At 71.4% G+C, this 14,175-nt stretch carries 9 protein-coding genes; 5 read left to right on the top strand and 4 right to left on the bottom strand.

Translation table 11 applies throughout. The features are described from left to right. The first annotated feature begins 29 nt into the window (after positions 1-29). Positions 30-1,595 (top strand): DHA2 family efflux MFS transporter permease subunit, encoded by a 1,566-nt coding sequence (locus tag BLT28_RS09825; protein WP_043813566.1) that lies wholly within the window; start codon positions 30-32, stop codon positions 1,593-1,595. A gap of 212 nt (positions 1,596-1,807) precedes the next feature. Next, complete coding sequence (locus tag BLT28_RS09820; protein ID WP_030432629.1) at positions 1,808-2,566, top strand: NPP1 family protein; 759 nt, start codon at positions 1,808-1,810, stop codon at positions 2,564-2,566. On the opposite strand, the gene BLT28_RS09815 is transcribed toward BLT28_RS09820, so the two are convergent. Beyond that, on the bottom strand, positions 2,550-3,764 hold the full coding sequence (locus BLT28_RS09815) for an MFS transporter (protein WP_030432628.1): 1,215 nt from the start codon (positions 3,762-3,764) through the stop codon (positions 2,550-2,552). The two genes, BLT28_RS09820 and BLT28_RS09815, sit on opposite strands and share 17 nt — an antisense overlap. A 44-nt stretch (positions 3,765-3,808) precedes the next feature. Between BLT28_RS09815 and BLT28_RS09810 the strand changes: the two genes are divergently transcribed. Next, positions 3,809-4,792 carry an ArsR/SmtB family transcription factor gene (locus tag BLT28_RS09810; protein WP_197684007.1) on the top strand — a complete coding sequence of 328 codons (984 nt, stop codon included), beginning with the start codon at positions 3,809-3,811 and terminating at the stop codon, positions 4,790-4,792. 87 nt (positions 4,793-4,879) lie between these two features. Here BLT28_RS09810 and BLT28_RS09805 read toward each other — a convergent pair whose 3' ends face one another. The 3 genes from BLT28_RS09805 to BLT28_RS09795 form a co-directional block, all read right to left on the bottom strand. Continuing rightward, positions 4,880-5,614: a VOC family protein gene (locus BLT28_RS09805; RefSeq protein WP_197684006.1), complete on the bottom strand. Its 735-nt coding sequence runs from the start codon at positions 5,612-5,614 to the stop codon at positions 4,880-4,882. A gap of 139 nt (positions 5,615-5,753) precedes the next feature. Then, the gene (locus BLT28_RS09800; protein WP_052407991.1) at positions 5,754-6,707 is read right to left on the bottom strand and encodes a hypothetical protein; all 954 of its coding nucleotides are present in this window, start codon (positions 6,705-6,707) and stop codon (positions 5,754-5,756) included. Between the two features lie 97 nt (positions 6,708-6,804). Then, positions 6,805-7,737, bottom strand: coding sequence for an NADP-dependent oxidoreductase (locus BLT28_RS09795; RefSeq protein ID WP_197684089.1), 933 nt, complete (start codon positions 7,735-7,737; stop codon positions 6,805-6,807). A gap of 82 nt (positions 7,738-7,819) precedes the next feature. On the opposite strand from BLT28_RS09795, the gene BLT28_RS09790 reads away from it, so the two are divergent. Both BLT28_RS09790 and BLT28_RS09785 read left to right on the top strand, forming a co-directional pair. Next, positions 7,820-8,761, top strand: coding sequence for a GlxA family transcriptional regulator (locus BLT28_RS09790; protein WP_030432623.1), 942 nt, complete (start codon positions 7,820-7,822; stop codon positions 8,759-8,761). Positions 8,762-10,296: 1,535 nt separating this feature from the next. After that, entirely contained in the window at positions 10,297-14,157 is a 3,861-nt protein-coding gene (locus BLT28_RS09785; protein ID WP_081900702.1) for a Pls/PosA family non-ribosomal peptide synthetase, read from the top strand. Positions 14,158-14,175: the final 18 nt, after the last annotated feature.

Raw genomic sequence — 14,175 nt, 5'->3', positions numbered from 1 at the left:
TCCCGCCGAATCCCGACCGAAGGAGAACGGTGTCCGTCGCCAGCACAGCCGAACCGAGAACCACGCCGCAGGAGAACCCGTGGCGCAGCCTGGTGGTGATCGCCTTCGGCATCATGATGGTCGCCCTGGACGGCACCATCGTCGCCGTCGCCAACCCGGCGATCGGCACCAGTCTCGGCGCGACGCTCGCCGAGCTGCAGTGGGTCACCCACGGCTACCTGCTCGGCCTCGCGGTCTGCCTGATCACCGCGGGCAAGCTCGCCGACCGGCTCGGGCACCGCAGGCTCTACCTGGTCGGCGTCGCCGGGTTCACCGTGTCCTCCGTGGCCATCGGCCTGTCCTCGGGCACCGGCATGCTGATCGGGTTCCGGGTGGTGCAGGGCGCGTTCGGCGCCGCCCTGATGCCCGCCGCGCTCGGCATGCTGCGCGCGGCGTTCCCGGCGACCCTGCTCAACCGCGCGCTCGGCGTCTTCTCCGGCCTGATCGGCACTTCGGCGGCGGCCGGACCGATCGTCGGCGGCCTGCTGGTGTCCTCCTTCGACTGGCAGGCGGCGTTCTTCGTCAACCTGCCGGTCGGCGTCCTCGCGTTGACCCTCGGCGTGCGCTACCTGCCGCCGAACCGGCCCACCGACGACTCGTCCTCCTTCGACCTGCTCGGCGTCGCGCTGCTCACCGTCTGCACCTTCGGGATCGTGCTGGCGCTGGTGTTCGCCCCCGAGCACGGCTGGACGTCCACGGCGACCGTGGTCCCCGGCCTGGCCGGGGTGGTGTTCGGCGTGGCCTTCGTGCTCTGGCAGCTGCGCGCGCCGCACCCGCTGATGCCGATGAGCATGTTCCGCTCGGTGCCGCTGTCGGTGGGCACCGTGGTGATGCTGATCATGGCGTTGGCGATGTTCGGCGTGATGTTCTTCCTGACCTTCTACGTGCAGGGCGTGCACGGGTTCACCGCGCTGGAGGCCGGGCTGCAGCTGTTGCCGCTGACCGCGCTGCTCGCGGTCGGCCCGCCGCTGGCCAGCCGCCTGTTCGACCGGTTCGGCCTGCGCTGGCCGATCCTGGGCGGGCTGCTGTCCGCCGCCACGGCGATGTTCGGCATGGCGACGCTGAGCGCCGACGGCGGCACCGGACTGCTGCCGCTGTGGCTGACCCTGCTCGGCGCCGGGCTCGGCATCGTCATGGTCGGCGCCACCGACGCGGTGATCGGCAACGCGCCGGTCAGCCTCGCCGGGGTGGCCAGCGGCATGCAGCAGACCCTGCTCCAGCTCGGCGGTTCCCTCGGGACGGCGATCCTGGGTGCCGTGGTCTCCGGTCACGTCGGCGGCAACCTCGCCGGTCAGCTCACCGCCGCGGGCGCCCCGACGCCGACCCCCGCCCAGGTGGCCGAATGGCAAACCGTTGTGGCGCAAGGGGGAGTGGTGATCCCGCCGGGCACGGCACCGGCCACCGCCCAGGCCATCACGCACGCCAGCCACCTCACCTTCGTCAACGGCATGTCGCTGGCGTTCGTGGTCGCCGGCGTCGCATTGACCCTGGCAGCGGCGATCTCCGCCCTGCTCAAGCGCGGAGAGCCCACTGGGGAGGCCGTGGTCCACGTCTGACCGCATACCGCCCGCTGAACGCGCGGTTGGCTGGAGTCTTCTCCGCGGTGCGCGAGCAGGGGGACCGGGCGTCGGCGGCCGCGCTCCGACCACGGCGTCCCTGAGGCGTTCGCGCAAGATTCGCCGAAAGGAGGTTCAGCCGGGGCCGTCGCGGAAGGCATTGTCGAACCGGCCGCCGCTTCCCTGCCAGCACCGAGCCCGGAGGTCCAGGCATGCACGAAGAACGTAGGAGATCGCGGTTGACAGCGCTGGCGCTGGCCGCCGCGCTGACCGTGGCACTGCCGGGAGCGGCCCACGCCGACCCGCCGAGGGCGTTGCCGGGCGCGGCGACCAGCGACGAGCTGAAGTGGCAACCGGCGTTCGACTACGACGGCGACGGCTGCTACCCGACACCGGCGATCGGGCCGGACGGGACGCTCAACCCGGGGCTCAAGCCGAGCGGGGCGCTCAACGGGAACTGCCGCGACGCCGCCGACCTGGACAACACCAACACCTACTCGCGGGCCAAGTGCAACAACGGCTGGTGCGCCTACATGTACGACCTCTACTTCGAGAAGGACCAGGCGGTTCCGCTGATCGAGAGCGGTCATCGGCACGACATCGAGCACGTCGTGGTGTGGGTGCAGGACAACTCGGCGCGGTACGTCTCCACGTCGGCGCACGGGAACTACACGACGCGCCCGGCGAACCAGGTGGCCTGGGAGGGCTCGCACGCGAAGATCGTCTACCACAAGGACGGCGTCCTCACGCACGCCTTCCGGCACGCGAGCGCGACCGAACCGCCGGAGAACCACAAGGGTGCGTGGCAGTACCCGCCGCTGGTCGGCTGGAACCACTACCCGCCCGGCATCCGTGACCGCCTCGTGCAGGCCGACTTCGGCAGTGCGGGGTTCGGGTTGAAGGACAGCGCCTTCGGCGGGCAGCTGGAGCGGGCCAAGCCCTCCGGCATCCCGTTCAACCCGCACGGCTGACGTTGTGCGGTAGCTGACGGACGGCGGCGGAGGCCAGGGGGAGCAGCACGGCGACCGTGTAGACGACCCCGGCGCCCAGCGCCACCGCGGTGCCCCCGAGGGCATCCGCCGCCGGTCCGGCAGCGAGCTGGCCGAACGGGATCGCGATGTAGGACAACAGCGCGTCGTAGGAGGAGACGCGCGACAGGGACTCCGCGGGCACGTGCTCCTGGAGCGAGGTCTCCCAGCCGATGGCGAGCGCGGACGAACCGAGCCCGGCGACGAAGGCCGCCACGACCAGCCACGTCACCCCCGCGCCGGAACCGAGCACGATCAACGGCAACCCGCCGACCGCGCCCAGGACCGAGGTCCACCGCAGCAGGTGCCGGGTGGCGAGGCGGAACATCACCGCGCTCATCACGAGCATGCCCACACCCCGCGCGCTGAGGACCAGACCCCACGCGGCCTCACTGCTGATCTGCCGGGTCAGATCCGGGCCGAGGATCTGCCACGTGCCGGTGTTCACCAGGTTGACCACGCAGAACGCGAGCGCGACCTGCCACACCCACGGGATGCCGCGGAAGGTCGTCCAGCCCTCGCGCACGTCGGCGAGGACGCTGGTGCGCTTCGCCGGCGGCGTGGTGCCCAGGCGCGGCAGCCGGGTCAGGCAGGCGGCCGCGACCAGGAAGCTCACCGCGTCGAAGGCGATCGCCGGGCCACCGCCCGCCACGGCGACGAGCACACCGGAGACGCTGGGGCCGATGATCTTCGCGGCGTTGCGGGCCGTGCCGAGCAGCGCGTTGGCCTGGCGCAGCCGGTCGGGCTCGACCAGCTCCGGCACGATGCCGCGGAGCGCGGGCGTGGTGAAGGCCATCAGCACGCCCATGACGAAGGACAGCGCGGCCAGGGCGATCAGGTCGTACGCGCCCGCCAGCAGCAGCGCGGCCACCCCGCCCTGGGTGATCGCGCACCCGAGGTTGGACACCACCAGCACTCCTCGGCGGGGCAGGCGGTCGGCCACCGCGCCGCCGACCAGGAGGAAGCCGAGCATCGGCACCATGTGCGCGGCGAGCACGATGCCGAGGTCACCGGCTTTCCCGGAGGCGTCCAGGACGGCGAAGGCGAGCGCGACCGGGGCCATCGCGTTGCCGAGCAACGACACGAGCTGTCCGGCGAAGAACCAGTGGAACCCGGACCGGGTGATCAAGGAGGAGAGCACCGCGCGAGTCTGCGGAGCCCCCGCGCGGCGCACTATTGTTTCGCGTGGAGGCGAAAGCAATGGCGTTGCTGCGGTTGAGCGCGATGGCGCTGTCCAGGTCCCGGTTCGCGCTGTCCCCGCTCGCGGAGACGCTGGGCTCGCTGCTCGCGCTCAGCAGGCCCTGCGAAGATCCGTGGCTGGCCGACTGGCACGCCCGCCACCGCGCGGCCTTCGCCGCACGGCTGGAGGGGGACCCGTTCGCGGCGGGCCTGTCCCGGTTGCTCTCGTCCACGAAGTGGCTCCCGGACCACGTGGTGATCCCGCCACGTGACGGCATGCGCACCGTGCTCGCCGACGAGCTGACCGAGGTCGCGGCCGCGGAGGACGACCACGTGGCCGCCCAGCTGACGGTCTCCGTCGAGCACAGCTGGCGCGAGCACGACATGACGTGGTTGTCCGGCAACGGTTTCGCGGCCAGGACCGCCGAGCTGCTGAACGCGGTGTGGCACGCGCACGTGCTCCCGGACTGGCCGCGCCGCAAGGCGTTGCTGGAGCGCGACGTCACCTACCGCGCGGGGTTGCTGGCCGCCTACGGCTGGCCGCGCGCGATCGAGCGGATGAGCCGGCGCAGCGCGTGGGTCGGCGTCGACGCGATCCGCTTCAGCGACCGGGAGGCCCCGGACCGCGTCGTCAGTGACGAGGGCATGTTCTTCGTGCCGATCAGCGCCTCGCGTGGCTCGTGGCTGTGCGAGGCGCCGCCCGACCGGCACGCCATGGTGTACCCGGCACGCGGGCGCGCGGAGCCCCCGCGCGAGCCGGTCGACTGCGCGCTGGACCGGCTGATCGGCGAGAACCGGGCCACGATCCTGCGCCAGCTGGAGGAACCCGCGACCAGCAGCGAGCTCGCCGCGCAGCTCGGCCTGTCCCTCGGGACGGTCGGCGGCCACCTGGCCGTGCTGCGCGACGCGCAGCTGATCACCGGTGAGCGCATCGGCCGCCGCGTGGTCTACCGCCGCACCGGGACCGGCGACGCGCTCACGGGCGCCTGATAGATCGTCCGCGGGTACCCTGCGCGGCAGGGGCGAGCACCAGAGACGTCTGGTTGCCGCAGCAGAGCAAGGAAATTGCTGAACTGCTCAGACTTCAGGGCGTGGCACCGGGCGCCTGGCAGTGCTCGTGCTCCGCACGTCCTGCCCTGGCAACCAAGGCACGAGCAGTGAGGGGTCGGCGACGAAGGATTCGACCTGACGCACCTCGTCCTCGGTCAGCACGAGGCTTCGGAGGCGCGTCCCCCATTCCGGGACCCGTTCCGGCTCCTCCAGCACAGTGGCCAGTTCGATGAGCGCGGCCAGCGCCATCGCCTGCTCGACGACCGGTGCGCCGTCGCCGTACCTGCGCAGTCCCGAGTTCAGCGCCCTGAGCGCGGCCCGGTCGTCGTCCTTGAACTCGCGCAGGATGCGCGCGTTGTCCAGCACCCGCGCGAGCCCCTGGAAGTGCTTGGAACCGCCGTACTCCAGCTCCCACGGCTCGTCCCGCTGGATGAAGACGATCGAGTTCCCCGACGGGTCCACGACGGTGAACCGCGACGCGCCGGGCCGGAAGCGCGTGATCCGGGGAAGCCCCTTGGCCAACACCTTCCCGTACGCCTTGCGCATCGCCTCGCTCAACGCCGCGTAGTAGGGCGCGACCGAGTCCACCATCACCAGACACCCACCGGTGTTCTCCAGCGCCGGGTCGACATCGCCGGGCGCACTGGAGTAGTGCAGCTCGAACCCGCTCCACCGGAATGCCAGGTACAGATAGGGCTTCGTCTGCTCGTACGTCACGTCGAAGCCGAGTGAGCGCCAGAACGCCACGGTCTCGTCAGGCACGAGGCAGGCGAGCGTGGGAATGGTGGTTTCGTTGGGGTGAACGCCTTGGGTGAGCACAGTCGGCGAGTCTGCCAACTTTTCGACGATCGAGCACATGCAACAGTTGCATGTGCTCGATCGTCTACTTAGGACACAGGTGCTACGCGAAGGCGTGCACGGTGCCGCGCAGCGCCGCCGTGCCGTTCTCGCAGAACTGCTCGTAGGTCGCGGCGAACGCCTTGACCTTGCCCTGGGCGTCGGTGACCAGTTCGGTGATGGTGAAGGAGCCGCCGAGCTGGTTGCAGCCGCGCCCGTTGCCGCTCACGCTGAGGCCGGGGGAGCCGTCGTTGAACGGGTACCGCTTGGCGCCGGTGTAGGTGCCCACGGCGAGCTTCTGGCCCTGCGCCGGAGCGAACTCGACGCGCCAGTCGTCGCGCTGTCCGGAGACCCCGAACGAGAGAGCGCCGTCCACGGACCCACCGACCGTGAAGACGGTGTTGGCGCCGCGGTAGCTCTTGCTCTTGCCGCCGCCGATGTAGTCACCCGGATCGCTGGTGAACTGGTAGGACAGCGGGAACGCCTGGTAGCGAACGGTTCCCTTGAGCGCGGGGCTGGTCGGCCCCTCGCAGTTCTGGGTGAAGGTCGCCTCCAGCACGGTCACCGCGCCCGAGGCGTCGGTCTCGATCTGGTCGATGGCGAACTCGCCCCAGACCTGGTTGCAGCCACGCCCGGTGCCCCCGACGTCCAGCCCCGGAGCCCGGCCCGTGCGGAACGACGCGCGCTCGGCGTCGCGGTAGACGCCGGGGTGCAGCCGCTGACCGCGCGGTGCGGCGAGGTTGACGTCCCACCACTCCTGGCCGTCCGCGGAGTCCACCCGCAGCGTCAGGTTCTCGGCGTTCCCGGTCAGCGTGACCTTGTCCTTGGGTGCCTTGTAGGACCGGGTCGCCCCGCCGCCGATGTAGTCCCCCTTCTCGCTGACGAAGTCGTAGGAGCTGACCGGCGTCCGCTCCGCGGTCTTCGGCGCGGCTGCCGCGGTCCCGCTCACCGCGAAGCCCGCGACCAACGTCAGTCCAACCAGGACAGTGCCGAACTTCGCAGGGCCTAAACGGCGCATGCCCGATTCCCCTCTCATCGCTGCCGGTCCACACCGGCACGCGCGGACGCTATCCCGGGGGACCGACAACGACGAGGGGCATTTAAGCAACCGTGAATCAGCGCACCACGAGCACGAGTTTCCCTGCCGTGCGGCCGGTTTCGCCCCGCGCGTGCGCCTTCGCGGCCTCCGCGAGCGGGAAGCTCTCCGCGACCACCGGGCGCAGCTCGCCCTTCTCGATCAGCTCGGCGATCGCGGTCATGCCCGCGTGGTCGGCCTCGACGAGCATGGGCACCGCGCGCACCCCGACGCGCTCGGCCTCGGCGATGAGCGCTTCCTGTCCCACGGGCAGGATCGTGACGAGGATGCCGTCCTTGCGGAGCGTGCGCAGCGACCGCATCGCGGTCTCCCCGGCGAGCGGGTCGAGCACCACGTCCACGTCCCGCACTGCCTCGGCGAAGTCGGTCTCGCGGTAGTCGACCACCTCGTCCGCACCGAGGCTGCGCAGCAGGTCGTGCTTGCCCGCGCTGGCCGTGCCGATCACGTGGGCGCCCAGCGACTTCGCGATCTGCACGGCGAAGTGCCCGACCCCGCCCGCCGCGGCGTGGATCAGGACGCGCTGACCGGAGCGCAGCCGGGCGGTGTCCACCAGTGCCTGCCACGCGGTCAGCGCGGCCAGCGGGACGGCGGCGGCCTGCACGTGGTCGAGGTTGGCGGGCTTGGCGGCGAAGGCCCGTGCGGGACCGGTGACGTACTCGGCGAAAGAGCCCGCGCCGTGCGGGTAGGGAAGCATGCCGAACACCTCGTCACCCGGCTTGAACAGGGTGACCCCGACCCCGACCGCCTCGACGACGCCGGAGACGTCCCAGCCGAGGACGAAGGGCGGCTGACCGAGCCAGAGGCCGGAGGAGCGGTGCTTCCAGTCGGTCGGGTTCAGTCCCGCGGCGTGCACGCGCACCAGGAGCTGGCTCTGGGCAGGGGTCGGCTTGGGCAGCTCGACCTCGGTCAGCACCTCGGGGCCGCCGAGGGTGTTCTGGCTGATCGCACGCATCGTTTCGCTCATGGACACCATGCTGTCGCCGCCGGGGGCCAGGGGAAATGGCATGATTGCCACTCTTCGATAGGATCGTGCCATGCATCAGGTGACCGTCTTGGCGCTGGACGGCGTCTACCCGTTCGAGCTGGGCATTCCCCGGCGGATCTTCGGCGCGCTGCCGGAGCACTACGCGGTCCGCACGTGCACACTCGACGGGCGGCCGGTGCGGACGGACGCGGACTTCACGATCGGTGTCGAACACGGCCCGGAAGCGCTGGAGACGGCCGACACCGTGGTGATCCCGCCGTTCGACCTGACGCTGGTCACCGGAGGGCTGCCGGAACCCGTCGCCGCGGTGCTCGCGCGGATCCGGCCCGGCACGCGCATCGTGTCGATCTGCACCGGGGCGTTCCTGCTCGCCGCCACGGGGGTGCTCGACGGGCGGCCCGCGACCACGCACTGGTGCCAGAGCGCGCTCTTCCGGGAGATGTTCCCGGCCGTCCGGCTCGACCAGGACGTGCTCTTCGTCGACGACGGTGACGTGCTGACCTCCGCGGGTGCCGCGTCCGGCGTGGACGTGTGCCTGCACGTCGTGCGCCGCGACCTCGGCAGCCGGATCGCCAACGGCGTGGCCCGCAGGTGCGTGGTCCCGCCGATGCGCGACGGCGGCCAGGCGCAGTTCGTCGACCAGCCGGTCCCGGACCCGGCGATGACGAGCACCGCCGCCACTCGGCAGTGGGCGCTGGAGCGGTTGCACCTGCCCTTGACCCAGTCCGATCTCGCCGGCCACGCGCGGATGAGCCTGCGCACCTTCGCCCGCCGCTTCCGCGACGAGGTCGGGGTGAGTCCGGGCCGGTGGCTCATCCAGCAACGCGTCGCGCGGGCCCGGGAGCTGCTGGAGGCCAGCGACCTCTCGGTGGAGCAGATCGCCGGGCAGGTCGGCTTCGTGACCGGGACGTCGCTGCGGCAGCACCTGCGGGAGGCGCTGGGCGTTTCGCCCGTGGCGTACCGGCGGACCTTCCGGACGGAGATGGTGTAGCAACGGTGCAGGACGAGGTCGCTCGCCTCGGTCACGAGCTCGATGACGGCCTCGACCCACCAGAGCTGCTCCGGCAGCAGGCCGGAGACGACCGGGCCGATCGCCGTGGCGACCTGCCTGATGTTCTCAGCGAGCTTCCCCATATAGATACGTCGAACCGCGCCTGCCGGGATCGACACGACCGCAGCGGTTGCGGCACGGATCCTGGTGACGTCCCTGCCCTTCGCCGAGCCCCTGCCCCCGTTGCCCGTGCGGGCCCGTCCGCAGGGCCGGACCACCCGCGTCCCTGGCAGGAGTCATGGCTCCTGGCGGAGGGAGCAGTGGGATTCCGTCCGCCGAGGGAATGCGGCCGCGAAAACCCGACCCGGCGTCGAGCACTTCCCGGTGATCGTGCACGAGATCGGTCGGCGAGCATTGGCGGAAAGACCGCGCGGCGATGGGCCGGGTGGGTCACCGTGCGACGAACGCACGCTCGAAGGGCGACCCCCGCACCCAATTCGGGTGTGCCCGAAAAGTGCACGCCGGTGCCCGAGCGGCTCGATTTCGGCGTCGATCCGGGCGCCGGACGCGACGTCGTGGTCGCGGACCCGGGCGCCTCGACCCCCCGTGACCTGACCGGCGACGGTCGTGTCGTCCACGTGCGACTGACGGGGGCGCGCCGCTCTGTGATGCCCATCACACGATTCTGTGAATCGGGGCGATCGGCGGAGCCCATAGGCGGGCCGTCGTCTCGAAATGCATCTGGGTGAATCTTGAACTATCCGCGCGAGAATGTGTGGTCGACATGTTTTCTTCGGGCTGGACGGTTGTCGGGTTCATGACGGCGTCGAGTGCGGTTCGTGAAACACTTGGCGATCGCCGGGAATCGGTGACCGGTCTCTACTGCCGAGTAATGTCGCGGGGCGCCGTGGAGACGGCTTCTCGTTTTCTTCCTCGCGAACGGCGGGCGTCCGCTGGGTCGGTGTTCGCGGCGCCGTGCTCCGATGTTCGCTTACGATTCTTCGCGCTGCACGCAAACGTTGCCACCTGCGATGACGCTGCTTGAAAACCTTTGCATTCGAGTGCGGTGTCCTGCCTGTTGTTGACCGGGCAATCGGAAAAAAGGTAACGCGAATCGGGCAAGTGGCGCGGTTGTCCATGTTCACGATGTGATAAAGAAACAGTCAACGTGAAATCAATGTTCGCGAGAGCGGTCGGATTGGCCTTGTAGGGTGGCCGTTGTCGAGATCCCGGGGTTCTCTAGGGAGACCGTTCTCGATAGCCGGGACCATTCGTGGCCGAGACGCCGCATTTCGGGGTCAATGCGGTAGGTCAAACCCGTCGTCCGCTCGGTCGACGGTTGTTTTGTCGTGCTCGCAGTTTTCCGCCTCGAAACGACTGCGCCCGTCTGCGGCCCTGTGCCGCCATTGCGTGCGCATGGAGGAAACGAAGTGATGTCCAAGTCCCTCGCCGTAACTGACGTCGAGAAATCCGGATTACTCCAGATAACTGTCCCGCCAACTGTCCCGCCCTGGGCGCCGTCACGAGCGGGATCGATGCCCGGCGCGGTCTACCCGGCACGTCCCGCCGCGCCCACCCGGACGTTGTGCGACGTCCTCGGCGCCGCGGTGGCCACCCATCCCACGGCGATCGCGATCGACGACGGACTCGTCGCACTCAGCTACGCGGCGCTGGCCAGGGAGGTCGACGACCTCGGCGCCCACCTGCGCGGCGCCGGCGTCGGCGCCGGCGACCGGGTCGGGGTTCGCGCGCCCTCCGGCACCGCGGATCTCTACATCTCGATCCTGGCCGTGCTCAGCGTCGGCGCCGCCTACGTGCCGGTGGACGTCGACGACCCGGACGAGCGGGCGGAGCTGGTCTGGTCCGAAGCCGGTGTGTGCGCCGTGCTCGGCGCGTGCCGGGACCTGGTGCCGCGCGCCGGGGCCGTCCCGCGGGGCAGACCGCGCGCGCCGGAGCCCGACGACGACGCGTGGATCATCTTCACCTCCGGCTCCACCGGTACCCCGAAGGGCGTGGCTGTCACCCATCGCTCGGCCGCGGCGTTCATCGACGCCGAAGCCAGGCTGTTCCTCCAGGACCGGCCGATCGGTCCGGGGGATCGGGTGCTGGCCGGGCTGTCGGTGGCCTTCGACGCCTCCTGCGAGGAGATGTGGCTGGCCTGGCGGCACGGCGCGTGCCTCACCCCGGCACCGCGTGCGCTCGTCCGGTCCGGAGCCGATCTCGGTCCCTGGCTGGTCGAGCGCGGGGTGACCGTGGTGTCCACGGTGCCGACCCTGGCCGCCCTGTGGCCCGCGGAGACGCTGGAGCGGGTGCGGCTGGTGATCCTCGGCGGCGAGGCGTGCCCGGCCGAGCTCGCCGACCGCCTCGACGACGGGGTGCGCGAGGTGTGGAACACCTACGGCCCCACCGAGGCCACCGTCGTGGCCTGTGCCGCCCGGCTGGTCGGCGATGAGGTCGTGCGCATCGGGTTGCCGCTGGACGGATGGCTGCTCGCGGTCGTCGACCAGCAGGGGCGCCCGGTCCGCTGGGGCGAGACCGGCGAGCTGGTGATCGGCGGGGTCGGCCTCGGCCGCTACCTCGACGCGGCCAAGGACGCCGAGCGGTACGCGGCGCTGCCGTCCTTGGGCTGGGAGCGCTGCTACCGCACCGGTGACCTGGTGCGCGCCGAACGGCAGGGCCTGGTCTTCGCCGGGCGCGCCGACGACCAGGTCAAGATCGGCGGGCGGCGGGTCGAGCTGGGCGAGATCGACGCCGCGCTGCAGTCGCTGCCTGGCGTGGCCGCCGCCGCGACCGCCGTGCGCCGCAGCGCCGCGGGAACCCCCGTCCTCGTCGGCTACCTGGTCGCCGAGGACGATGTCACGCTGGAGGCCGGGCGGGTGCGACGGCTGCTGGGGGAACGGCTCCCGGCCGCCCTGGTGCCGCGCATCGCCCTGCTCGACACGCTGCCGACCCGCACCTCGGGCAAGGTCGACCGGGACGCCCTGCCCTGGCCGCTGCCTTCGCAGGCGCCGCCGGCGGACCGGCGGGAGGAGGCCCCGGCCGACGAGCTGACGGGTACCGAGAAGTGGTTGGCCGAGCAGTGGGCGGACGTGCTCGGAGTGCCCGCCCGCGCGGAGTCGGACTTCTTCGACCTGGGGGGCACGAGCCTGGCCGCCGCCCAGCTGGTGTCGGTGTTGCGCCGCCGCTACCGCGGGGTCTCCGTCGCCGACGTCTACCACCGGTCGACACTGCGCGAGCTGGCCGCCAGGCTCGACGAGCTGGGGGGCGAGGTGCGGGCGGCGCGGCAGGTGCGGCCGACCTCGCGATGGGCCGGGCTGGTCCAGACGCTGCTCCAGGCGGTGTTGTACACCCTGGCCGGGGCGCGGTGGCTGTTCGGGCTGCTCGTCCTGTTCAACGTCATCGAGCTGGTCAGCCCCTTCGCGTGGACGTTCCACACGTCCTGGTGGCTGCTCGTTCCGGCCTGGCTGGCGGTGTTCAGCCCGCCGGGGAGGTGGGTGATCGTCACGGCCGGCGCCCGGTTGCTGTGCCGCCGCCTGCGCCCCGGCCGCTACCGGCGAGGGGGGCCGACCCACCTGCGGCTGTGGGCGGCCGAGCGCCTGGCCGTGGTGTTCAGCGCCGCCAGCTTCACCGGGACCCCGTTGGCGGGGCTCTACGCCTGGGCGCTGGGCTGCCGAGTGGGCAAGAACGTGCAGTTGCACTCCCTGCCGCCGGTCACCGGCCTGGCCACGTTCGGCGACGGGTGCGCCGTCGAGTCCGAGGTCGACCTGGCCGGCTGGTGGCTGGACGGTGACGTCCTGCACGTCGGTGAGCTGGTCATCGGAGCCGGGGCGAGCGTGGGCGGGCGCAGCGCCGTGATGCCCGGGGCCGACATCGGCGACCGCGCCGAGGTGCTGCCCGGCTCGGTGGTGAACGGGCCGGTCCCGGCGGAGGAGCGCTGGTCGGGATCGCCGCTGCGCAAGGTCGGTGTCGCGGGCGAGTCGTGGCCTGCGCCGCGCACCGGCCGCTCGCTGCGGTGGGGGCTGGCGTACCTGTTGTCCGGACCGATCACCGGGATCTTCCTGCTCCTGGCGGCGATCCCCTCCGTGGTGCTGCTCGTCGTGCTGCTCCGTGACGACCAGACGCTGGGCGCGGTTCTGGTCGACCTGCTGCTCGCCGCGCCCGTCATGACGATCATGTCGATGGCCTGCTACACGGTCCTGCTCGCGGTGACGGTGCGCGTCGTCGGCCGGGGCCTGGTCGCGGGGTGCCATCCGGCGAGCGGCGGGGTCGCCTGGCGGGCGTGGCTGACCGAGCGGCTGGTCGACGGTGCGCGCTTCACGCTCTTCCCCTTCTACGCCAGCCTTTTCACCCCGGTGTGGCTGCGGATGCTCGGGGCCAGGATCGGCCGCAACGTCGAGGCTTCGACGGTTCTGGCGATACCGAAGCTGATGTCGGTGGGCGAAGGCGGGTTCCTCGCCGACGACACCCTGGTCGCGCCGTACGAACTGCGTGGTGGCTGGCTGCGCCTGGGCGGGACGGACATCGGGGAACGGGCGTTCGTCGGCAACTCCGGCATCGTCGGTCCGGAGCGGACCGTCGCCGAAGGGGCACTCGTCGGCGTCCTCTCCGACACCCCTGCGGAAACGGACCCCCACTCGTCGTGGCTGGGACGCCCGCCGATCCGGCTGCCGCGGGTGGCCGAGCCCGGAGATCCTTCCCGCACCTTCCACCCACCGAAGCGACTGGTGCTCGCCCGCGCCTGCGTCGAGCTGTGCCGCCTGGTGCCGGTGATGGTGTCCGTGCTCCTCAGCCAGGTGACCCTCGTGGCGTTCGCCGTCCTGGTCGGTTCCTTCGGGATCCTGACGACGCTGGCCGTCGGTGGAGTGGTGCTCTTCGCAGCGGGGATCACCGCCGCCCTGGTGACCACCGTGGCGAAGTGGGCGCTGGTCGGCCGGTTCCGCGGCGGCGAGCACCCGCTGTGGAGCTCGTTCGTGTGGCGCAACGAGCTGTTCGACAACTTCGTGGAAATGCTGGCCGTGCCGTGGTTCGTCAGCTCCGCGCTCGGCACCCCCGCGCTCAACCTCTGGCTGCGCAGTCTGGGGGCGCGGATCGGTCGTGGTGTCTGGTGCGAGACGTACTGGTTGCCCGAGACCGATCTCGTCGAGCTCGGCGACGGGGCGACGGTGAACCGGGGCACGGTGTTGCAGACGCACCTGTTCCACGACCGGGTGATGCGACTGGACCGCGTGCGGCTCGACAAGGGGGCCACCCTCGGCCCGCGCAGCATCGTGCTGCCCGGTGCCACGGTGGAGCAGGCGACCACCATCGGACCGGCCTCGCTGGTGATGCGGGGCGAGACCGTACCGGCCGCGACGCGCTGGTGCGGCAACCCGATCGGCGCGTGGCACGAGGAATAGGCACGTCGTGGGGCGCCC

This window comes from Allokutzneria albata (genome assembly GCF_900103775.1).
GTDB lineage: Bacteria > Actinomycetota > Actinomycetes > Mycobacteriales > Pseudonocardiaceae > Allokutzneria > Allokutzneria albata.
This window is presented reverse-complemented; position numbering and strand designations above follow the sequence as displayed.